The sequence below is a fragment of the Francisella persica ATCC VR-331 genome, from assembly GCF_001653955.1.
Classification (GTDB): Bacteria; Pseudomonadota; Gammaproteobacteria; order Francisellales; family Francisellaceae; genus Francisella; species Francisella persica.
Genome location: NZ_CP013022.1, coordinates 150,342 through 171,151, shown reverse-complemented (window position 1 = coordinate 171,151; position 20,810 = coordinate 150,342). Strand labels below are relative to the sequence as shown.

Sequence of the window (20,810 nt, the reverse complement as noted above, 5' to 3'; positions counted from 1 at the left end):
GTGTGAGTATTAACTTAACCATAAATAATCTATGCCAATCAATTAGACAAACTCAAGGTAGATGAGTTATGCTTAGATGGTAGCGCTCAAGATTTACTACTCAAGATGGCAGAGAGATTTATCATTATATGGGTTGTTCGACATTTTCAAACTATATACGGTATTACTAGAGATTGCAGTTGCTAAAATTCGTAAAGATACGCCTTTAGATAAAGTTTGCTATATAGGCTGTGGTGTTGGTATTGGTGCTGTAGTTAAGACAGCTAATGTTGAAGCTAGCTCAAGTGTCGTTGTATTTGGCTTAGGGTGAGGTATTGGCCTAAATGTAATCAAGGTGCTAAACTTGTTGGTGCAGGACAAATAGTTGGAGTATATATCAACAATATGATTAGCAGAAAAGTACGGTATGACAGGCTTTGTTAATCCTAATGAAATTGATGAAGACTTAGTCCAACGTCTTATCCACTTGACTTGGTGTGGTGCTAATTATAGCTTTGAGTGTATCGGTAATATAAAAGTAATGCGTCAAGCTCTAGAATATAAATGTTGGGGAGTTAGTGTGATTATTATAGTTACAGATGTTGGCGAAGAGATATCTACTTGACCAGTTTAGATTGTGACATGGTGTACATGGAAAAGTTCAGCATTTGGTGGCATAATGATTGTTATATGGATGGTAAGATTGATATTGATAATCTTATTATGGTAAATATCAAGATTGGTGATATTAATAAAGGTTTTGCCGAAATGCACAACAATATTAGAACTGTTGTTACTTTTTAGATTTTTTTAAAAGATATTTTTAAAAAGCAATATTGAAAAGAGTAATTATTTACTGTTATAAGCTTTGATAGCTTTATCTAAAAGATCTAGAGCTCTTTTTAGTGATTTCTCTTCTAAAATATAAGCGATTCTTATTTCATCTTTACCAAGACCTTTAGTCGCATAAAAGTCAGCAGCAGGAGAAATCATAACAGTTTCGCGGTTATCTTCAAAGTCTGTTAATAACCATAGTGCAAACTTTTCAGTATCATCGATTGGTAGTTTAGCAATCACATAGAAAGCGCCAGTAGGCTTTTTACAAACTACATTATCTATTTTTGAAAGAGCTTCAAAGGTGATATCTCTTCTTTTTTGGTATTCTGTATTTACTTCTTTTATGTAGTTTTGTGATACCTCATAAAGAGCAGCTGAGCCAATTTGCTCAAGGGTTGGCACACATAGTCTAGCTTGGCATAGCTTAGTAACTTCTTTGATAAACTCTTTGTTTTTTGAGCAAAGTGATCCAATTCTAGCACCACAAGCACTATAGCGCTTAGATACAGAGTCAACAATAATCACATGGTTCTCAACACCTTTAATATTACCAAAAGATGTACATACAAGCCCATCATAAGTAAACTCTCTATATACTTCATCACTGATGATAAATAGATCTTTTTCTTTAGCTACTTCTGCTAAAATTTCTAGTTCTTGTTTTGTATATACAACACCAGTAGGGTTACCAGGATTAGAGATCATGATAGCACGTGTTTTATCAGTTACGCATGCTAGGATTTCATCTTTTGATGGTAGATGGAAACCTTCCTCAGCTTTTGTGGTAATTGGTTTGATAGACACATCAACCGCAGTTGTAAAACCATTATAATTTGTATAGAAAGGTTCAGGTACAAGTACCTCATCATCAGCATTACAAGTAGCAATAGCAGCAAATATTAGCGCTTCAGAACCACCGTTAGTAATTAAGATTTCATCATCGGTAAAGTCCATATCAAATCTTTTATAGTATTTTGAGATAGCTTTGATTAAGCGTGGCTCACCACTTGCTATAGAGTAGGCTATAGTCTCCTTATCGTAAGCTCTAATAGCATTCATAAACTCACTAGGAGTTCTGATATCAGGCTGACCAATATTAAGGTGATACACCTTTTTACCTTGTTTCTCTGCTTGAATAGAATACGGCACTAACTTACGTACTGGAGAGGCTTGCATTGCCTTGACTCTTCTTGATAATTGCATCTAATAAATCCTTCTATGTTTTATATTAGTCAAATAGGCCACAACTGATTATAATATATTTTTTTCAGGTAAAAAATATTTAATTTATTAATATTTAATTTATTGCTGTAGTTATTAACTTTTCTAATACTAAATAAATAATCAGTTATAACTTAAGTTTATAATCAAATATTGATATATCTTGTTTATAGATAATAAAATATTTATGACCTTTAATGAGAAATTAGAGAAAAACAACTTTAAAAACAGATTTGATAGCTGCTTCTATTTATGCTTTATTTTATATAATATACAGTGTACGACGCTCAATATTTGACAGTACTACTAGTTACTCTGTTATATCAATATTAATTTATGCTGTATCAATATATGTTTTAAGAAAGATTAACCAACTTGCAAATAAATACTATCACTATGGTTACTATAGATTAGAGCCTATATTTATTATGCTTTAATCTTGGTTTGTATACTTATCGCTTTTAGTGTTATTCTTATAGAGATATTTATATATTTTTACTCAATAAAACCAAAATATCATTATTCATTAGAAATAGTAGACACTATTGTATGTATTTTTATGTTCTTATTTGTTAATAAAATAGCTAAAAAAACAAGTGCAAAGATTTTGTTTTGTGATGTATTAATGTGGAAAATTGATGCGTTATTAGGAATTGGAGTAACTAATTTAAATATATCTATAGGTTTTATTTTAGAAGAATTATGTTATATCAAGTTAGCTTTATATGTTGACCCTAAGTGGCAATATTTATAGGTTGTATATTATAAATCCAATAAAGCTTACTAAAGAATCATATTCGCATTTACTAGATGCTGCTCCATATATTGAATTTAGAAACCAAATTAGGCAAATTGCAAAACAAGTTGCAGAAAGTTATTTATTGGTTGAGAATATCAAAACCACTCAATCTAGACGTTTTATGTTTATAGATATGTATTTAGACTTACATGAACTTATAGAAACTAAAAAATACTTATGTTTAAGTCACAATTACATCAGCAAGCTCCAAAACTATTTTTCTCAAAATAAAGTTCAAGGTTTATGTTAGTTTTTAAATATAAAATGGTCAGTTTATTACTTGTATAAGTAGACAAGAGCATATATATTAAACTAGTTGTAATATTAATCATATACAGATCTATGCTACTACATTTATCAATCAAAAATTTTGCGATTATAAAATCTACAGAAATTGATTTTAGAAAGGGAATGACAGTCTTAACTGGTGAAACTGGTGCAGGTAAGTCGATTCTTCTTGATGCGCTTAGTTTTGTGCTTGGTGCAAGATTAGAAAAGACATTTCTACAAGATGATAAGGTAACAGAAGTTTCCGCTACTTTTTGCATCAAGGATAATCAAAAAGCAAAACGCCTTTTAGATGAGCTTTTTATTGATTATGAAAATGAGGAGTGTATCTTTAGGCGTGTGGTTAATAAATCTAAGCAGGGTCGTTTATTTATAAATGGTAGTGTTGTTAAGGCTGCATATGTCAAAAAAGTTTCAGATAAGCTGATAAACATCTATAGTCAAAATTCCTATCAAGATTTACTTGATCCTAAATCACAGTTAAGCTTGCTTGATAGCTTTGCAAATAATGATGAGCTGCTAAAAAAAGTCACAAACTCATTTAACCAGCTACAAAAAATAAATTCTGAAATAGCTGAATTACAAGAGTGCATAGCCACGCAAAATAGTCAGCGAGAACTACTTGAGTATAAGCTAGATGAGCTAGTTACTCTAGAGCTAAGTGAAAATGAATTTGAGCAGTTAGCGCAACGCCAAAAGAGTTTATCAAGTGTTGATGATATTGGCTATAGTCTTAATCATATTTCAAGTTTATTGTATGATGATGAGATAAATATAATCGCAATGCTGACAGAACTTGAGAAAGAAGTAGCAAAGCTAGATGAAGGGTCATTTAGAAATCTCCAAGAGCTGATATCTCAAACCAAAGTGTATGCCCAAGAAAGCTATGCTGAAGCACAAAACCAACTAGAATCATTAGAGCATGATCCTGAGGAATTAGCAAAAGTAGAGCAACACATGAGCCAGATATATGATCTTGCGCGCAAGCATAAGATTGAGCCTAACTATATGTATCAGTATATCCAAGAGTTGCAGACTAAGTTAGATAGTTTTAGTCAAGATAGTGCACGACTAACGCAGCTACATGAGCAAAACCAAAACCTACAACAGCAATATAGCGAATATACTAGTCAGCTTAGTCAAGCACGTAAACAGGCTGCTAAGGAATTCTCAAAGCAAGTTGAGAAAAATATTCGTTCACTTAATATCCCTAAAGGTAGTTTTGTAGTGCAGATTTTACCAGCTCAAGCAAAAACTTCAAAGGGCATAGATGAATGCCAATTTATGATTAATTTTAACCTTGGTGAACAATTAGCTCCTATCAAAAAAGTAGCATCAGGTGGTGAGCTAAGTAGGATTGGTTTATCAATACAGGCAGTATCTGCAGCGAAAAGATCATACCCAACTCTAGTTTTTGATGAAGTAGATGTTGGTATTTCTGGAGCCACTGCAGAGATAGTTGGTAAGCTACTTAAGAAATTATCTGAAAAGTTACAAGTCCTATGTATTACACATCAACCTCAAGTTGCTGCTCAAGGACAGATACATCTACATGTATCTAAGAAATATATCAAAGATACTACAGAATCCAAGATTATAGAGCTAAATCAACAGCAGCGTATAGTAGAGATTGCTAAGATAGTAGGTGGTGTAGATATATCAGAAAATGCTCTATCGCATGCTAGAGAATTGCTAGGTCTCTAAAACAAAATTATATTTGTATATGCAGGATTGGCATTCGTAAGCCTGGTGTGGTAGTTTTTTTGATCAATTCTGTGATCGAGTTGTAGAATGAAAGATTTTAAATCTATAGCGATAATTTGATTAAAATACATTTTGAGTATTAGTTATTCAAATGTATAACGTAATAAAAGAGGGAGATTAAAATTCTAACAAAATTTTTTAGAAATGGTGATAGCCTAAGCTGTCAGAATATCTAAAGAAATGCAGCTTAATGTAAAAGAAGTATCGGTAATTCAATAATAATTACAGAGCCACCAAAAAACTGACAGAAGGTCTTTGCTGGGTTAGAAGATTTTAGCGATGATATATTGGAAGGTGGTATTGATCAACCAAAGTTAGAATTTAGATAGACTTTTAAAATTAAAGTAATGTAATATATATGTACATATATTAACTAAATTAGAAATATTTCCTTAAATATGAAACTGGTGATATTGGTATATCATCGATAGCGTATGTAGAATTTCTAAATGTTCCATTAGTTACAAACAATACCAAAGAGTTTGCTAGAGTTGATGATTTGGTTTTATTATAAATGGACTTGATTTTATATAAAAATGCCATTCATTTAGTGTTGCAACTGCTACTATTTCAAGAACTTGTTTTATAGTAATTATTAAATCAACTAAATATACTTGTCATTAATTTGCCTGAAACCACCTGTTTTATCATCTTCAGTTTGCTTTGTTTCAATTTCTTTTTAATATATTATTGTACCTGGTCAATTGTGTTGTTATATTGCTCATAAGCGTTATTGTAGTCAGCATCAAATACCATTAATCGAACTGGTAGCATTTCTCTGATGATCTTGTAGTGCGCTATGTCTTGGTTAGCACTTTCTCTATTTTGGTTATAGATATTTTTTTAATTGAATAAGGTGGCTGCTTCTTGGGCGTTGCTATTATTAATCAATATCAGCTTGGCTAGATAGTGAATATTGGACACTATTTATTAGGTCTTGATAGTAATCTATGTGTTATAATAATTAGCCATATTTTGGTATTGTTTTTATAGTACTAAAAATATTATCAGCCTTAGTTTCAGCAGTTTCCATATTATTTCTTAGATCTGTATTTGATCTTGAGCTACTTGCTTCAGCTGTTCTATGTTGCTATGTAATTAGAGCATTGTTATGACTGTTTATAAGCTTATTATCTAATGTTTTTCTTTGAGATTTATATGCTCAGTATTTTGATGCTATCTGTAGCCATTACAGCCTGTTGGGAGTAAGCTACTGCTAGGGCATAGGACTTCATTAATATCAACAAATCCAAAAAACTTGACCATTATAATTGTTATCATAGCTAGCTTCTTCTTCAACTATAGTATCCCGAGCATGACCAATTAAATGTGCTGCCTTCTATCCTTGGAGTCAGAGCTATTTGGTATGTTTTGTGTTGATAGTCTTTTTATAACCATAGAAAAGTATCAGTGCCTCTGTTAAACCTAGTTCTGGTTACATAATTTGAATATGCTTGGATAATCATTATCGACAAAACACCTATAATAGCTATAACTATAAGTAATTCTGTAAGTGAAAAGCTTTTTTGTATTTTGCAGTTATCACACGCTTACATTTGATAAAAAACTAATCTTATATATTAAGAAGATAGCAAATTCACTTAATGATTTTTATTATCAATTAAGTAATATTAGCTAGAGAATTTTAGCTATTTTTAATAAAAAAAATCAGCTATTGCCAGATTGATAATATTAATCTAGTCATATTCTAATAAATAGAAAAGTAGGATTTTGTCATCTGTGTGCTATGACACATGGGTCTGTTGGTTTGTGGTTTATGCAGTTAGGGCTCGAATTTATTTAGGCGCTTTAGTATATAGGGTAGATATATAATCTCCCATATACAATTTATATCAGAAATTTTGAATTGAATTTCGCTAATTCACTATAAAAGTGATACAATCAGCTCCAAACCAATCATCTTCAACTAGTTTGACAGATCTCAATATACTAAATACTTAATGTGCTACTGAAATAAATTCCGCATGACTACTTATTCTTAGGTTAGAGAGAAGACTAGAATAAGTATAAAAATCTAAGTGCTAAAAGTACTTGCACAGGTGTGTGGAACATTACTAGTTGTTAATGTTGATGCATTTGCATTGTGAGAGCAAGTCCATTGAAAATGCTACCAATAACTGTACCACTTAATCTTATGACATCCTTATTATCAGTAAAATATTTTGGTTAAGTTTGATTTAGGTTTATATCAATAGTAGCGCCTGATGAGCTACCTATTACACTAATTCCAGTAGGTGTGTCATATAAATTTGCTGTGATATATTTCTAATTATTGTTAATATCATCTTCTATATTAGCTTTTACATTACCAATAATATTTATAGATTCAATAATTACGGCACGTTCTTTGTAGTTTGAGTAGATTGTTATTGCCACTGCTGCTAAGATCGTAATTATCACGATAACTACCATTAGTTCAACTAGTGAGAAACCTGTTTGCTTTTGTCTTTGCATAGTTTGTAATAAATCTAAAAAATACACCAAATATGATTATATGAAAAAGATCAAAATAGAAATTAGGACAAGATTTTAAATATAAAAAAGAACCACGTAGGTGACTAGAGTTCTTACACCAAACATTATTTTTAGTTTGTAGTACAGCTAGATGGTGCCTGAGATGAAGTAACTCCTGAGATATTACAAGCCCAAGTAATTGCGCCGCTACCAACAGTAGGTGTTAATGTGATTGATGAGCCTGATACTATATCAGAAGTAACTTGTGTTATCACTCCATCAGCTACACTTGCACCTGAAGGAAGATTTGCTGCAGTTACTCCAGTTGCTGAGCCATTGTTATTTGCAATCCCCTCAGCAACTTCTGCTTTAACTCCACCAAGCTGTGCCATTCTTGCACCAAGTTGAGCACGTATAGTGTAGTTAGAATACATTGGAATAGCTACAGCTGCTAGGATAGCGATAATCGCGATCACTACCATTAGCTCAACTAGTGAGAAACCTTTTTGCATTTTATTTTTCATAGTTTGTTTTCCTTATTCTATATTGTTTATATATCTAAATAATACGATAAAGACACTTTTACCATATGCCTTTAATTATATTCTTTAAAATATATCATGCAAGTGATTTATTTTAAATTTGACTATATTTTTATGATAATTTTATACATAGAGGTGTTACTGATTTAGTATATTTATAAATTATAAGCATAGTAAAACATTTATAATTAATTAATAAAAATAAATTATGATTAAAATTTACTTTTATTATTTGCAAGAAGAGACGATCACAACACTGATTAGGTGTTTCTTAATAATTCTATAATTATAATTTTTTGTAGGAGCAGGCTCTTGGGTTGTTTTAAAAGATAAAGTTTAGGGAATTGATACAAAAAACAACCATTAGTAATTGCCTTTTAAATATAAAAAACATCATTGATGATATAATCATAACCTTTGCGTATTAGCTATAACTAGGATTTGATATAGTAGTTAATCAATAGTAGTTCATCAAGCATAAAAAGTCCTGCTGAATTTATTTAAGTATTTCATGATAACTATTGATTTTATTGAAGATTTTTATTTTGATTATGCTGAGTAATTGATTTCACAGTAATTTTAATATAGTAAATTTTTATACTACTATTAATGATGGATTAGCTGTAGACTAGTGAAATAATATTATTTTGTTATACTAAGCTTGTAACTATCTATTAACTGGAAACTATTTATATATGCTCAGACAAAGATTACAAGCAAATTTTCAAGGCTTCAAAGATATTTTTAGAAAACCAAAGCTACACAATGATAAATTGCCTACATATCTACAGTTAAAGTATACATTTATACCATTATTAATTTTGGTAATCTTTGCGTACTATAATTTAGATACACCGGTTGAGAACTATATCAAGCGTTCTATGCCAAGTGTTGTCGGTGTAATCTTTGGTAAAATTACTGATGTTGGTAAGGCAGAGTATATCTTGATAATTTGCGGCGTGATAGTGTTAGCACGTTTGTTTAGCAATAGTGAAAAATTATCTACTAGCGCTAGAACTTTATTTAATAAGGTATCAGCCCACGCTGGCTTTATATTAGCGACTGTAGCTATTAGTGGTATTTTGGGACAGATACTTAAGATGATAATAGGGCGAGCACGTCCTAAATTTTTCTTGGAGTATGGCTCACATTACTTTCAACATTTTCATGCACCAGGTTATGATTTTGCAAGTATGCCGTCAGGACACTCAATCACAGTTGGGGCGATGTTTATAGCATTTTTTTATATTTTCCCTAAACTAAGGTATCTTTGGTATGTGCTAATTGTTATATTTGCTGGTAGTAGAATCATAGTTGGTTCACATTACCCTAGCGATGTAATTTTTGGGGTTGTTTTTGGTTGCTACTGTACAGCATATATCTACTATTGGATGAAAAACAGAGAAATTACTTAGTTTTTCAACTAAAGCAGCTAATAGCTTATTTTTTTAAAAAATTAAAGATATTTTGTAGAAAATACCCTCAAAAAAATCCCAAAGATAGCCTAAAATTTGTTATCATATTAACTATCATTTTTAGTATATACGATAAGTTATCACATAATGATTTTAATCGATGGTAAGTCTCTCTCAAAGGATCTTAGAGAGAGATTAGCAAATAAAGTCCAAGAATATAAGCATAATACAGCAATAACTCCAAAACTGGTCGCAATAATTGTTGGTAATGACCTGGCGAGTAAGACATATGTTGCCTCGAAAGAAAAAGCTTGTGCCCAAGTTGGTATAGATTCACAAGTGATTACACTGCCAGAGCATACGACAGAATCAGAGCTTTTGGAGCTGATTAATCAGCTAAATAATTACTGTAGTGTTCATGCGATTTTAGTGCAGTTACCACTGCCAGCACATATCAACAAAAACAATGTGATATATAGTATAAAACCAGAAAAAGATGTTGATGGTTTTCATCCTACAAATGTTGGTAGGCTACAGCTTAGAGATAAAAAATGCCTAGAATCTTGTACACCTAAAGGTATCATGACTATGCTAAGAGAGTATGGTATAAAAACAGAAGGTGCCTATGCAGTAGTTGTTGGTGCAAGTAACGTTGTAGGTAAACCAGTATCACAGCTACTACTAAATGCTAAAGCTACTGTGACAACTTGTCATAGATTTACAACTGATCTTAAATCACATACTACAAAAGCAGATATCCTAATTGTTGCAGTTGGCAAGCCTAATTTTATCACATCTGATATGGTCAAAGAGGGTGCTGTAGTTATCGATGTTGGTATTAACCATGTTGATGGTAAGATAGTTGGTGATGTTGATTTTGCCGCTGTCAAAGATAAGGTCGTAGCAATTACTCCAGTACCTGGAGGGGTTGGACCAATGACAATTACTGAACTTTTATATAATACTTTTCAATGTTGCAAAGAGCAAAACGAGGAATCAAACTAATGGCAGGCCTAAAATATGAAGATGCTGGTGTAAATATCGAATATGGCAATCAAGCTATAGAAATGATGAAGGATCATGTCAAAAAGACTTTTACCCAAGATGTTTTGACAGGCTTAGGTAGCTTTGGTTCTTTATATTCACTAAAAAATATCATAAACAACTATCAAGATCCTGTACTAGTACAGTCTATAGACGGGGTTGGTACTAAGACAAAAATTGCAATAATGTGTGGCAAGTTTGAGAATCTTGGTTATGATCTTTTCTCAGCAGCAACGAATGATATCGTTGTAATGGGCGCTAAGCCAATTACTTTTCTAGATTATGTCGCGCATGATAAGCTTGACCATGTGATTATGGAAGAACTTATTAAAGGAATGTCAAAAGCTTGTGCTGAGTGTGGTGTCTCTTTAATAGGTGGTGAGACAGCTGAGATGCCTGGAGTATATCAAGCTGGTGAGATTGATATGGTCGGTGTTATCACGGGTATAGTTGATAGAGATAAGATTATTAATGGTGAGAATATCAAAGAGGGTGATATTATCTTTGGTCTTAGCTCATCAGGACTGCATACAAATGGTTATTCTTTTGCACGTAAGCTATTTTTTGATGTAGCGGCTAACAAACATACTGATACCTATCCAGAGTTAGAGGGTAGAACTATTGGTGATGTGCTACTTGAGCCACATATTAACTACACTAATATTATTAATGATTTCTTGGATAATGGTGTTGGTATCAAAGGTATGGCACATATAACTGGCGGTGGGTTTATTGAGAATGTTCCACGCGTATTACCACAAGGATTAGGTGCTGAAATTGTCAAAGATAGTTTTGAAACGCCAGCTATTTTTAAGCTAATGCAGAGAATAGGCGATATTAGCAAGTTTGAAATGTATCGCTCATTTAATATGGGTATTGGTATGGCTATAATGGCTAGCCAAGATCAGTTTGACAAGATGCAAGATTTAGCTAAAAAGCATACTAATACAAAACTATATCAAATTGGTAAAATCACAAACTCAGGGAAGGTAGAAATTATCTAATGCTTGATAAACAAATCATTGCTAATAATATAAAAAATGTTCTAAAATCAACAAACCTTGATATTAAAAATAAATATATAGGTAAAGTAAGAGATATGTACTTTACTGATGACAAGAGTATTTTGATATCTACAGATAGACAATCTGCTTTTGATAGATCTTTAGGTTTTATTCCATTTAAAGGGCAAATTCTTGCGCAATCCTCATTGTGGTGGTTCAAGGAAACTGCGCATATTGTCAAAAACCACTTCATAGCCTCTCCAGATCCAAATGTTGTCATCGCGAGAAAAGCAAAAGTACTACCGATAGAATTTGTAGTCAGAGGTTATATAACTGGTTCGACTTCGACATCTTTATGGACACATTATCAAAATGGTAGTCGCGAATATTGTGGAAATTTCCTACCAGAAGGTTTAAAGAAGAATCAAAAGTTACCGCATAATATTCTAACCACGACAACAAAAGAGCAAGATCATGATCGCCTAATTTCAGCAACGGATATAGTCAAAGAGGGTTGGTTAACTCAACAGCAGTGGGATTTTTCTTCACAAAAAGCTCTAGAACTTTTTGAGTTCGGGCAAAAAAAAGCCTTAGAACATGGTTTAATCTTGGCAGATACTAAGTATGAGTTTGGCATTGATGAGAAAACTGGGGAGATTATTTTAATCGATGAGATTCACACTCCAGATAGCTCAAGATTTTGGCTAAAAGATAGCTATGCCGAGAAGTTTGCCAAAGGTCAAGAACCTGAAAATATCGATAAGGAATTTTTTAGACTATGGTTTGCAAAAAACTGTGATCCATATAATGATGAAGTTTTACCACAAGCACCACAAGAGCTAGTTGTAGAATTATCACAAAAATATATAACTCTTTTTGAAATGATAACAGGGCAAAAGTTTGAAGTGCCTAGAGATTTAGAAAATGTAAATCAGCGTATTGTTAAAAATGTTACAGATTATTTGAGTATGGAGAAAACAGTGAATATTCTTCTAATAGGATCAGGAAGTAGAGAGCACGCGATAGCAGAAGCTATAAACAAAAGCACTATTGCAAATAAGCTTTTTTGTATAAGCACAGCGATTAATCCTGGGATAGAAAAGTTAGCACAAGGCTATCTCGATGATATTTGTAATTGTAATCAAGTGCTTGAGTATGCAAAATCACAGCATATTGATATTGCAATTATCGGTCCTGAGGCACCACTTGAAGTAGGTCTAGCAGATGTACTCAAGGCAGAGGGGATTGGTGTAGTTGGACCAACCAAAAAATTAGCGCAAATTGAAACTTCGAAAGGTTTTACTAGAGATTTGATCCGTGACTATGGTATTGGCGCTAATCCATTCTTTAAAAAGTTCTCGACAATGGATGGAGTCGAAGAGACTCTAAATGAGTATAAAAATAAATTTGTCATAAAAGCTGATGGTTTGTGTGGTGGTAAGGGTGTACTGGTATGGGGTGATCATTTACATAGCCTTGATGAGGCTATTAGACATTGTCAGTCATTAGTAGATGCAGGAAAAGAGTTTGTTATAGAGGAGAAACTTGTTGGTCAGGAGTTCTCTCTAATATCATTTACTGATGGTAAAAATTTTATTCATATGCCAGCAGTGCAAGATCATAAGCGTGCACATGAAGGTGATAAAGGTCCAAACACCGGCGGTATGGGTACTTATTCTGATGCTAATCACAGTTTACCTTTTTTATCTGATTCTGATATTGAAACAGCAAAACAAATCAATGAAAAAATTATCAAAGCTTTAGCCGATAAGTTTGGTGAACCATATCAAGGTATCCTCTATGGCGGCTTTATGGCAACTAAGGATGCTACTAAAGTGATTGAGTATAATGCGCGTTTTGGTGATCCTGAAGCTGTGAATTTACTTAGCTTATTAGAGACAGATTTTGTTGAGATTGCTAAAGCTATTACACAAGGTACACTTGATACAGTAAAAGCTAAGTTTAAAAATCAAGCGAGCGTATGTAAGTATCTAGTACCTCTTGGTTACCCAAATCAATCAGTTAAGAACTTTGATATAGATATTTCGCAATGCCCTGATAATGTTGAGCTTTTGTTGGGTGCTGTTGATTATAAAGATGGCAAGCTAATTGGTACAGGCTCTAGAGCAATAGCTGTACTTGGCTTAGGTGATACGATTGCTGAAGCTGAACAAAAAGCAGAAAATGCTGTTAAAAATATTTACGGTAAACTATTTCATCGTCCAGATATTGGTACCAAAGAGCTTATCAATAAGCGTATCAAACACATGAATTTGCTGCGTGGTAATAAATATCAGGAGCTTAAATAAATAATGTCTAAGCTAAATCTTGTTATATTAGGCTCTACGCGTGGAACTAATATGCAAGCTATAATAGATGCGATAGTAAATAAGCAACTAAATGCTCAGATAAGCATAGTAATCTCAAATAAGCAAAATGCTTATATTTTACAAAGAGCAGTACAGCACGATATCGTAACTAAGCTTATAATATCTAAGGGCGTATCTAGAGAGCAGTATGATGAGCTGCTTGTAAGCGAAATCAATAAGTACAATCCTGACTTGATTTTACTGATAGGTTTTATGCGTATTCTAAGCCCTATATTTATCAAAGCTTTTAAAGGTAAAATTTTAAATATTCATCCATCATTATTACCGAAATATGCTGGATTAATGGATTTGGCAGTACATCAAGCGGTAATAGCTGCTGGTGATAGTGTTTCTGGGTGTACTATTCATCAAGTAACTGAAGAGGTTGATGGTGGCGATATTATTCTACAGCTTAAGTGTGATGTTACTAAAGATGATACTGCCGAGAGCCTAAAGGCTAAGGTGCAAGCTTTGGAGAGTGAAGCTTGGGTTGAAGTTATTAGAAATTGGCATTTAAAAGAATGAATTTAAATGTTTATGCACTATTTCGTCACTTAATAGCGTAAGTTTTGATGACATACTTTTTGATTGTAAAAAAAACATATAAAAATGCTAGATATGTTATCGCTAAATTCTCAAATATTGGTAGTTACAAAGATCGCACGCTCAAACAAGTGTTAATATTTGATAATAGCTTTAATCGCAAATATGTTTTGAGTATTAATGATTAGTTGATATTCTAGGAATATAGAGGATAACATATTTTTTAGCCTAAGAGGAAATAAAAAATGAGCGTAGATGTTGGTGTAATAATGGGCTCTAAATCTGATTGGAACACAATGAAAGAGTGTTGTGATATCTTAGATAGTTTGGGCATTAGTTATGAGTGTGAAGTAGTATCTGCGCATCGAACTCCAGATAAGATGTTTACTTATGCCGAAACTGCTAAAGATAGAGGTCTTAAAGTTATAATAGCAGGAGCTGGCAATGCCGCACATTTACCTGGAATGGTTGCTGCAAAAACTGCCTTACCAGTATTAGGGGTGCCAGTTAAATCAAGTACACTTAATGGACAAGACAGTTTATTATCAATAGTACAGATGCCAGCTGGCATTCCAGTAGCTACTTTTGCAATTGGTATGGCAGGAGCAAAAAATGCGGCACTTTTTGCTGCGAGTATATTGCAACATACAGATGCAAATATTGCAAAAGCATTAGCTGAGTTTAGAGCTGAGCAAACTCAATTTGTTTTGGATAATCCTGATCCTAGGGAGCATTAATAATGAAAATAGGTATTATCGGATCTGGGCAACTTGCAAGAATGTTAAGTCTAGCAGGTACGTCTTTAGGTTTAGAATTTCATTGCCTTGGTAAGGCAGGAGACTGTGCCGAAGAAGTGGTCAAAACTGTCACAGATATTGGGCTAACAAAGGTAAATGATATTGTAGCTTGGGCAAAGCAGTTTGATGTGATAACTTTTGAAAATGAAAATATATCTTATGAACTTATCAAAGCGATAAATCATGATGTAAATGTATATCCATCAGCTAAGGCTATAGCTATTTCTCAGGATCGTTTACTTGAGAAATCTTTTATGCAGGATCGTAATATTGCTACAGCAAAGTTTATCAATATTGATAGTTTGGCAAAACTTGAAAGCGCTATTAGTGAATATGGCCTACCAGCTATACTTAAAACACGCCGATTTGGCTATGATGGAAAAGGTCAGTTTATGATTAAATCTCAAGAGGATATCACTAAAGCATGGGATGCACTCAGGGATGCACCACATGGACTTATTTATGAAGCTTTTGTTGATTTTGATTATGAAGTTTCACAAATATGTACAGCTGATCTTAATGGTAATCTTGCCTTTTATCCATTAGCTAAAAATACTCATAAACAAGGTATTATTGTTGAATCTGAAGCTCCTTTTGAAAATAGCATACTTGTCGAAAAAGCACGGCAAATTGCTAAAATTCTAGTCAAGGAGTTTGCTTATGTTGGTACCTTAGCGATTGAGTTTTTTGTCAAGGGTGATGAGCTAATTGTCAATGAAATAGCGCCGCGTGTGCATAATAGTGGTCACTGGAGTATTGATGGAGCAGTTACATCACAATTTGAGAATCATGTGCGTGCTATTACTGGATTGATTCTAGGTGATACAACTAGTCGTAAGACAGTTATGCTAAACTGCATTGGTGCAATGCCAGCGACAAAAGATCTAGCAGCTTTAGATAGAGTTAAAATTCATAGTTATAATAAAGCACCCCACAAAGGGCGTAAAGTTGGTCATTTAAACCTTAATTTAAATGATGAAACTGATGAATATCAGCTACTGCAAGCTAAAAAGTTAATTGCATTATCTGAGAATCTATAAAAGGAATTTAAAATCATGATGAATGAAAATTACCTATTAGATAATTATAAAAGACCAGTTCTTGAAACTCCTAATAAAAGTAAGAAAGTATTATTACACTCTTGTTGTGCACCTTGTGCTGGTGAAGTGATGGAAGCAATGGCTGCTTCTAGTTTAGAGGTTACAATATATTTTTATAACCCTAATATACATCCAAAGGAAGAGTATATGATCAGAAAAGAAGAAAATAAAAGATTTGCTGAGAAACTTGGTATGCCTTTTGTTGATGCTGATTATGATAAAGATAGGTGGTTTGAGCTAGCTAAAGGCATGGAGAATGAGCCAGAAAAAGGTATTCGCTGTACAATGTGTTTTGATATGAGGTTTGTTAAAACAGCTGAATATGCTAGTAGAAATGGTTTTTCTGTAATATCCAGTACATTAGGGATATCTAAGTGGAAAGATATGAATCAGATAAATAAATCTGGTAAAAAAGCAGCAGATCTTTTTGGTGATATCTATTATTGGGACTTTAACTGGCGTAAACAGGGAGGGTCATACAGAATGATAGAAATCTCTAAAAAAGAACAGTTCTATCAGCAAGAATATTGTGGTTGTGCATATAGCTTGAGAGATACTAATAATTGGCGTCAACAAAATGGTAAAGAGAAAATTAAAAGAGGTGTGAAATACTACTCAAAGTAATTATATTTTGATTGATTTTTTTGAAATTTTTAGACTGGCAGTTTTAAAGTTTAGAGGTGTTTTCAATAATGTTTGATAATTTGTATATATCTAGCACTACATCCGCAACAGCCTTTTAGGTTAATAATTAATATCAAAAGTATCATTTATCCAATTAATACCATTTTCATTTATTGCTTATTAAATCAAAACAACATTGGTAATCTTGAAATTGGTTGATTCTTTTGTAAGAAGATATTTGCACTGTTTATAAGTTTTTGATGCTTACTATAGGTAAGCATTTCTTCAGTTTGAGGAAACTTAGTTTTGCTACGATATTTTACTTCAACAAATACTAATGTACCCCTATCTAAGGCAATTATATCTATCTTACCATACGGTAAAGCTTTGAAGTTTTGAGCTAGAATTTGTATTGTTTGAGTTTGCAGAAATTTACACGCTTTTAATTTAGCTTTGTTACCAATTTTTGTTGTCTGCATGATTTATTAATAGTGATAGAATGTTTCTATCTTTTAAATAAAAATTTGATCAGTTCACTGTATTGTGAGATCCTCAAACAAGTTAAGGATGGCACAAAATTAATAAATTAACTAATGCCACTATGTCTCAGTAGTGCTTCTTCGTTTGGTTTTCTACCCATAAATGCGACAAAGTTATCCATGGCATCACGCGATGATCCCTTAGAAATAATATTTTCTAATAAATCATTACCAACTTTGTTGCTAAGTATTCCCTCTTGCTCAAAGCGCGAAAATACATCCGAAGATAAGATCTCCGCCCATTTATAGCTATAGTAGCCCGCAGCATAGCCACCAGCAAAAAGATGTGAAAAGCTATTTTGGAATCTGTTGTAATTAGGTACCCGTAGTAGATTTATTTTTGCTCTGATATTATCTAGCTCTTTTTGTACTTCAGCTATGGTTGTTAGTTTTTTATGGTGAATATTCATATCAAATATACTAAATTCAAGTTGTCTAACCATCATCAACGCTGAATGAAAGTGCCTAGTACCTACAAGTTTGTCTATTTGTTTGTTACTTAGTGTTTTACCATCTCGTGATCCTGATATAAGTGCTAATCCCTCTTCACACCAGCAGAAATTTTCCATAAATTGGCTTGGTAACTCAATAGCATCCCACTCGACACCATTTGTGCCAGATATAGAAGGGATAGTTACTTGTGATAGTATATGATGCAAAGCATGACCAAATTCATGAAAGAGTGTCACAACATCATTGTGAGTTAGATTTGTACCATCTTTTGATGTTGGCATGAAATTACAGTTAACATAGGCAACTGGATTTTGTTTTGAACCACTAGAGTTAATAAAGGCAGTACGAGAACCATCCATCCATGCTCCACCGCGTTTGTTATCGCGAGCAAAGAAATCACAAATTATGCTACCAATGTATACATCATTTTTATAAAAATCAAAAGTTTGTTGCTCAGTTATATATTTTGCATATTGAGTATTTTCTTTTATCTCTAAAGCATATATGTGCTTAAGTATTTTAAATAATCCTTCTAGTACTTTTTCTAGTGGGAAGTATTCTCTTAACTCTTCTTCTGTAAAGTTGAATTTGGCTTTTTTGAGTTTTTCAGAATAGTATGCTGTATCCCAAGGTTGCAGTGTATCAACAAGTCCAGCATCTTCGGCAAATCTACGCAATTCATTGAGATCTTTTTTTGCTTGAGGTAGAGATTTTTCTAGAAGCTTATTTAATAGCTCTAAAATTTGTTCAGGAGTTTCAGCCATTTTTGTAAAAAGAGAATTCTCAGCATAACTGTCAAAGCCAAGTATTCCAGATTTCTCGATACGTAATTTTAGGATTTTTTCAATAATTTCATCATTGCCAAATCTTTTATTATCAGCTTCTTTTGAAGCTTTTGTGCAATATGCTTTGTAGAATTTTTTACGAAGTTTTCGATTATCTGCTTGTTGCATTACAGCCAAGTATGTTGGGATGTCTATACCTAAAGCATATTTTTCAGCGATATTTTTTTGCTTAGCCTTAGCTTTTGCTGATTCTATAGTATTTTCTGATAGACCTTTAAGTTCTTTTTCATCATTAGTAGTATAGAGCCAATCCATAGTTGCATCTAGTACATTATTTTCAAATTTGGTGCTTAGTTGAGCTAGTTCTTGAGAGATTTGTTGTAATCTTTTTCTCTTAACTTCATCAAGATTCACACCTGATTGTTCAAATCCGATAATAGCTTTACGCACTGCTTGAGCTTGTTCACTAGATAAATTATCTTTTTGTATTTGTTTGTAGAGGTTATATAAATCCTTGTTTTGTCCTAACTTGGTATAATAATCTGTAAGCTTAGCTATAGCATATTCATAACTTTCACGCAGCTCTTTGGAATTACAAACAGCATTCATGTGTGAGATCGTTGAAAATGCTTGGCTTATTTTTTCATTATCTTCTTCTAGTCTTAGTAATGTCTGCCAACTAGGATTTTGAGTTTGTAGTACTTTTTCAAGGTTAGTTTTTGCTTTGCTAAAGAGATAGTCTATTGCAGGCTTTACTTCATCTACTTTAAATTCAGCAAGTTTAGGTAAGTTAGAGTCTTCAATTATAGAATTCATAGTCGCTTCAAAATATTGTTTAGTGTATACTATTGATAATTTATAATCTTATATATAACTATATTATTATAATCAAGGTTTTTTTGCTATGATGACTTTACAAGAAGAAAAAATACAAGCACCAGTTTTTTTTAAAGAATATATCAAAGGTAGGTTTATACTTAATATAGGTGAGTATAACCATCCGTTGATTCTATCAGCTACACAAGTGCTAGCGTATCAAGATAGAATTGATGATATCCAAAGTATCAAAAAAAGTCATCTTGACATTATCTTAGCGGCTAATCCCGAAATAATATTGATAGGTACTGGTGAAAAACAACTTTTACCTCCTATTGAAATAATTAATCAAATTGCAAAAGAAGGTAAAAGTGTTGATTTTATGGCTAGTGATACTGCTTGTAAGACATATAACTTACTTGTCAATGAAAATCGTAATGTTAGCTGTATAATCATTTAATAAACAGTTATTTATTTTATTGTAATTAATGTTATACTCAAGCTTGAGTATATATGAATGTGCAAAAAATAGGAGTGTCCATATGAAAAAAATAATCAAGTTTAGTCTTTTATCTTTGTCAATCTCAGGTTTATCTAGCTGTTCTATTTTAGGTTTATATTGTTCTGATGATTCAAAAGCACCAGCTAAAGATACTGCTGAACAAGCAGCTACGTCAACAGCTTTAGCTAAACCAACTGCAAAAATAAATTTAAAAAGACTTGGTCAGGATAAAATAAAAGCAACTGTATATACAACATATAACAATAACCTGCAAGGAAGTGTAAGATTACAATGGCAAGTTCCTGAAGGTTCTAAATGTCATGATACTAGCTTCCCAATCACTAAGTACGCTGAGAAGAATGATAAGACTTGGGCAACTGTGACAGTTAAACAAGGCAACAATTACTGTGTTGGTAAATGGACAGCTAATGTAGTTTATGATAAAGAAGTAATAGCTTCTGACTCAATAAATGTTTAATTTCTTGAAATATAAAATTCTTTTTCTCAAATAAATAATATTATAATTAGGTTCTGTGAACAAAATTTACCTAAGTTGAATAAATTTATTAGCAGGAGCTATAATACCCTAAGAAAGCACTGTAAGGTTTATCAGATTTAGATAATTACTCATATAAAGTGCTTAATTTTAGAAAAGAAGTTTTCTATCGATTTATTAGGTAAGGCAGTATCAATACTATATTCTTTAGTATAGTTATTTCTAAAAGGTATTGTTGGCATTGCCATTAATTCCTAACCACACTAATACAAGCGTTATTTTACGCTCAATGAAGATTGCATACCAGTTTTAAGTACATAATAATACAGCCTCACAAAATGTTCCTAAGTTTTTGTATATATAAGATTTTGAACTTGTAAAAAAAAGTAATATAGGTGAGTAATTAGATTCAGGAATA

The 20,810-nt window shown here is 32.5% G+C and carries 19 protein-coding genes and 4 pseudogenes; 16 read left to right on the top strand and 7 right to left on the bottom strand.

Annotation, left to right across the window (positions count from 1 at the left end; all coding sequences use genetic code 11):
* Positions 1 to 133: 133 nt before the first annotated feature.
* From FSC845_RS09900 to FSC845_RS09890, 3 genes are all read left to right on the top strand, one after another.
* On the top strand, positions 134 to 310 hold the full coding sequence (locus FSC845_RS09900; protein ID WP_227806611.1) for a hypothetical protein: 177 nt from the start codon (positions 134 to 136) through the stop codon (positions 308 to 310).
* Between the two features lie 96 nt (positions 311 to 406).
* Positions 407 to 604, top strand: a complete 198-nt coding sequence (locus FSC845_RS09895) for a hypothetical protein (RefSeq protein WP_227806610.1) — start codon at positions 407 to 409, stop codon at positions 602 to 604.
* A gap of 26 nt (positions 605 to 630) precedes the next feature.
* Positions 631 to 783 carry a hypothetical protein gene (locus FSC845_RS09890; RefSeq protein ID WP_227806609.1) on the top strand — a complete coding sequence of 51 codons (153 nt, stop codon included), beginning with the start codon at positions 631 to 633 and terminating at the stop codon, positions 781 to 783.
* 45 nt (positions 784 to 828) lie between these two features.
* On the opposite strand, the gene FSC845_RS00865 is transcribed toward FSC845_RS09890, so the two are convergent.
* On the bottom strand, positions 829 to 2,019 hold the full coding sequence (locus FSC845_RS00865; RefSeq protein WP_064461365.1) for a pyridoxal phosphate-dependent aminotransferase: 1,191 nt from the start codon (positions 2,017 to 2,019) through the stop codon (positions 829 to 831).
* A 205-nt stretch (positions 2,020 to 2,224) separates the two neighbouring features.
* Between FSC845_RS00865 and FSC845_RS09885 the strand changes: the two are divergent.
* Both FSC845_RS09885 and recN read left to right on the top strand, forming a co-directional pair.
* Positions 2,225 to 3,093 (top strand): annotated as a pseudogene (locus FSC845_RS09885) (cation transporter).
* A gap of 85 nt (positions 3,094 to 3,178) precedes the next feature.
* Positions 3,179 to 4,828 (top strand): DNA repair protein RecN, encoded by a 1,650-nt coding sequence (gene recN / locus FSC845_RS00855; protein ID WP_064461364.1) that lies wholly within the window; start codon positions 3,179 to 3,181, stop codon positions 4,826 to 4,828.
* 1,448 nt (positions 4,829 to 6,276) lie between these two features.
* Here recN and FSC845_RS08420 read toward each other — a convergent pair.
* From FSC845_RS08420 to FSC845_RS00845, 4 genes and pseudogenes are all read right to left on the bottom strand, one after another.
* Positions 6,277 to 6,387, bottom strand: a complete 111-nt coding sequence (locus tag FSC845_RS08420; protein WP_407637684.1) for a hypothetical protein — start codon at positions 6,385 to 6,387, stop codon at positions 6,277 to 6,279.
* Between the two features lie 536 nt (positions 6,388 to 6,923).
* Positions 6,924 to 6,974: pseudogene (locus FSC845_RS09880) on the bottom strand (hypothetical protein); the annotation flags it as partial.
* A gap of 101 nt (positions 6,975 to 7,075) precedes the next feature.
* A pseudogene (locus FSC845_RS09875) lies at positions 7,076 to 7,321 on the bottom strand (hypothetical protein).
* A gap of 173 nt (positions 7,322 to 7,494) precedes the next feature.
* Positions 7,495 to 7,887: a pilin gene (locus FSC845_RS00845; protein WP_064461363.1), complete on the bottom strand. Its 393-nt coding sequence runs from the start codon at positions 7,885 to 7,887 to the stop codon at positions 7,495 to 7,497.
* Positions 7,888 to 8,600: 713 nt separating this feature from the next.
* On the opposite strand from FSC845_RS00845, the gene lpxE reads away from it, so the two are divergent.
* The 9 genes from lpxE to FSC845_RS00805 all read left to right on the top strand — a co-directional run bounded on the left by lpxE (position 8,601) and on the right by FSC845_RS00805 (position 16,801).
* A complete protein-coding gene (gene lpxE / locus FSC845_RS00840) occupies positions 8,601 to 9,320 on the top strand; it encodes a lipid A 1-phosphatase LpxE (protein WP_064461362.1) in 720 nt (239 codons plus the stop codon).
* A gap of 147 nt (positions 9,321 to 9,467) precedes the next feature.
* The gene (gene folD / locus FSC845_RS00835; protein ID WP_064461361.1) at positions 9,468 to 10,325 is read left to right on the top strand and encodes a bifunctional methylenetetrahydrofolate dehydrogenase/methenyltetrahydrofolate cyclohydrolase FolD; all 858 of its coding nucleotides are present in this window, start codon (positions 9,468 to 9,470) and stop codon (positions 10,323 to 10,325) included.
* Complete coding sequence (gene purM, locus FSC845_RS00830; protein ID WP_064461360.1) at positions 10,325 to 11,368, top strand: phosphoribosylformylglycinamidine cyclo-ligase; 1,044 nt, start codon at positions 10,325 to 10,327, stop codon at positions 11,366 to 11,368. Before folD ends, purM begins: the two co-directional genes overlap by 1 nt.
* On the top strand, positions 11,368 to 13,677 hold the full coding sequence (locus FSC845_RS00825; protein ID WP_064461359.1) for a phosphoribosylaminoimidazolesuccinocarboxamide synthase: 2,310 nt from the start codon (positions 11,368 to 11,370) through the stop codon (positions 13,675 to 13,677). The genes purM and FSC845_RS00825 overlap by 1 nt, the downstream gene beginning before the upstream one ends.
* Before the next feature lie 3 nt (positions 13,678 to 13,680).
* The gene (gene purN, locus FSC845_RS00820; protein WP_064461358.1) at positions 13,681 to 14,262 is read left to right on the top strand and encodes a phosphoribosylglycinamide formyltransferase; all 582 of its coding nucleotides are present in this window, start codon (positions 13,681 to 13,683) and stop codon (positions 14,260 to 14,262) included.
* 47 nt (positions 14,263 to 14,309) lie between these two features.
* The gene (locus FSC845_RS07965; RefSeq protein ID WP_169815252.1) at positions 14,310 to 14,468 is read left to right on the top strand and encodes a hypothetical protein; all 159 of its coding nucleotides are present in this window, start codon (positions 14,310 to 14,312) and stop codon (positions 14,466 to 14,468) included.
* A 57-nt stretch (positions 14,469 to 14,525) separates the two neighbouring features.
* Positions 14,526 to 15,017, top strand: a complete 492-nt coding sequence (purE, locus tag FSC845_RS00815; RefSeq protein WP_064461357.1) for a 5-(carboxyamino)imidazole ribonucleotide mutase — start codon at positions 14,526 to 14,528, stop codon at positions 15,015 to 15,017.
* 2 nt (positions 15,018 to 15,019) lie between these two features.
* Entirely contained in the window at positions 15,020 to 16,117 is a 1,098-nt protein-coding gene (locus FSC845_RS00810) for a 5-(carboxyamino)imidazole ribonucleotide synthase (protein ID WP_064461356.1), read from the top strand.
* Positions 16,118 to 16,132: 15 nt separating this feature from the next.
* Positions 16,133 to 16,801: an epoxyqueuosine reductase QueH gene (locus FSC845_RS00805; protein WP_082343470.1), complete on the top strand. Its 669-nt coding sequence runs from the start codon at positions 16,133 to 16,135 to the stop codon at positions 16,799 to 16,801.
* A gap of 120 nt (positions 16,802 to 16,921) precedes the next feature.
* Here the strand turns inward: FSC845_RS00805 and FSC845_RS00800 are convergent.
* Both FSC845_RS00800 and FSC845_RS00795 read right to left on the bottom strand, forming a co-directional pair.
* Positions 16,922 to 17,280, bottom strand: a pseudogene (locus tag FSC845_RS00800) (YraN family protein).
* Positions 17,281 to 17,387: 107 nt separating this feature from the next.
* On the bottom strand, positions 17,388 to 19,394 hold the full coding sequence (locus FSC845_RS00795) for a M3 family metallopeptidase (protein ID WP_064461355.1): 2,007 nt from the start codon (positions 19,392 to 19,394) through the stop codon (positions 17,388 to 17,390).
* Between the two features lie 88 nt (positions 19,395 to 19,482).
* Here FSC845_RS00795 and FSC845_RS00790 point away from each other — a divergent pair, with 88 nt between their 5' ends.
* Both FSC845_RS00790 and FSC845_RS00785 read left to right on the top strand, forming a co-directional pair.
* Positions 19,483 to 19,854, top strand: coding sequence for an Mth938-like domain-containing protein (locus FSC845_RS00790; protein ID WP_064461354.1), 372 nt, complete (start codon positions 19,483 to 19,485; stop codon positions 19,852 to 19,854).
* 82 nt (positions 19,855 to 19,936) lie between these two features.
* Complete coding sequence (locus FSC845_RS00785) at positions 19,937 to 20,374, top strand: TUL4 family lipoprotein (RefSeq protein ID WP_064461353.1); 438 nt, start codon at positions 19,937 to 19,939, stop codon at positions 20,372 to 20,374.
* Positions 20,375 to 20,810 lie beyond the last annotated feature (436 nt).

Bases quoted from the DNA above. Each gene is read 5' to 3' on its own strand.
- folD (WP_064461361.1), top strand. From the start codon at position 9,468: ATGATTTTAATCGATGGTAAGTCTCTCTCAAAGGATCTTAGAGAGAGA.
- FSC845_RS00790 (WP_064461354.1), top strand. From the start codon at position 19,483: ATGATGACTTTACAAGAAGAAAAAATACAAGCACCAGTTTTTTTTAAA.
- FSC845_RS00795 (WP_064461355.1), bottom strand. From the start codon at position 19,394: ATGAATTCTATAATTGAAGACTCTAACTTACCTAAACTTGCTGAATTT.
- FSC845_RS07965 (WP_169815252.1), top strand. From the start codon at position 14,310: ATGACATACTTTTTGATTGTAAAAAAAACATATAAAAATGCTAGATAT.
- purN (WP_064461358.1), top strand. From the start codon at position 13,681: ATGTCTAAGCTAAATCTTGTTATATTAGGCTCTACGCGTGGAACTAAT.
- FSC845_RS00845 (WP_064461363.1), bottom strand. From the start codon at position 7,887: ATGAAAAATAAAATGCAAAAAGGTTTCTCACTAGTTGAGCTAATGGTA.
- FSC845_RS00810 (WP_064461356.1), top strand. From the start codon at position 15,020: ATGAAAATAGGTATTATCGGATCTGGGCAACTTGCAAGAATGTTAAGT.
- recN (WP_064461364.1), top strand. From the start codon at position 3,179: ATGCTACTACATTTATCAATCAAAAATTTTGCGATTATAAAATCTACA.
- lpxE (WP_064461362.1), top strand. From the start codon at position 8,601: ATGCTCAGACAAAGATTACAAGCAAATTTTCAAGGCTTCAAAGATATT.
- FSC845_RS09890 (WP_227806609.1), top strand. From the start codon at position 631: ATGGAAAAGTTCAGCATTTGGTGGCATAATGATTGTTATATGGATGGT.
- purE (WP_064461357.1), top strand. From the start codon at position 14,526: ATGAGCGTAGATGTTGGTGTAATAATGGGCTCTAAATCTGATTGGAAC.
- FSC845_RS09895 (WP_227806610.1), top strand. From the start codon at position 407: ATGACAGGCTTTGTTAATCCTAATGAAATTGATGAAGACTTAGTCCAA.
- FSC845_RS00825 (WP_064461359.1), top strand. From the start codon at position 11,368: ATGCTTGATAAACAAATCATTGCTAATAATATAAAAAATGTTCTAAAA.
- FSC845_RS00805 (WP_082343470.1), top strand. From the start codon at position 16,133: ATGATGAATGAAAATTACCTATTAGATAATTATAAAAGACCAGTTCTT.
- purM (WP_064461360.1), top strand. From the start codon at position 10,325: ATGGCAGGCCTAAAATATGAAGATGCTGGTGTAAATATCGAATATGGC.
- FSC845_RS00865 (WP_064461365.1), bottom strand. From the start codon at position 2,019: ATGCAATTATCAAGAAGAGTCAAGGCAATGCAAGCCTCTCCAGTACGT.
- FSC845_RS00785 (WP_064461353.1), top strand. From the start codon at position 19,937: ATGAAAAAAATAATCAAGTTTAGTCTTTTATCTTTGTCAATCTCAGGT.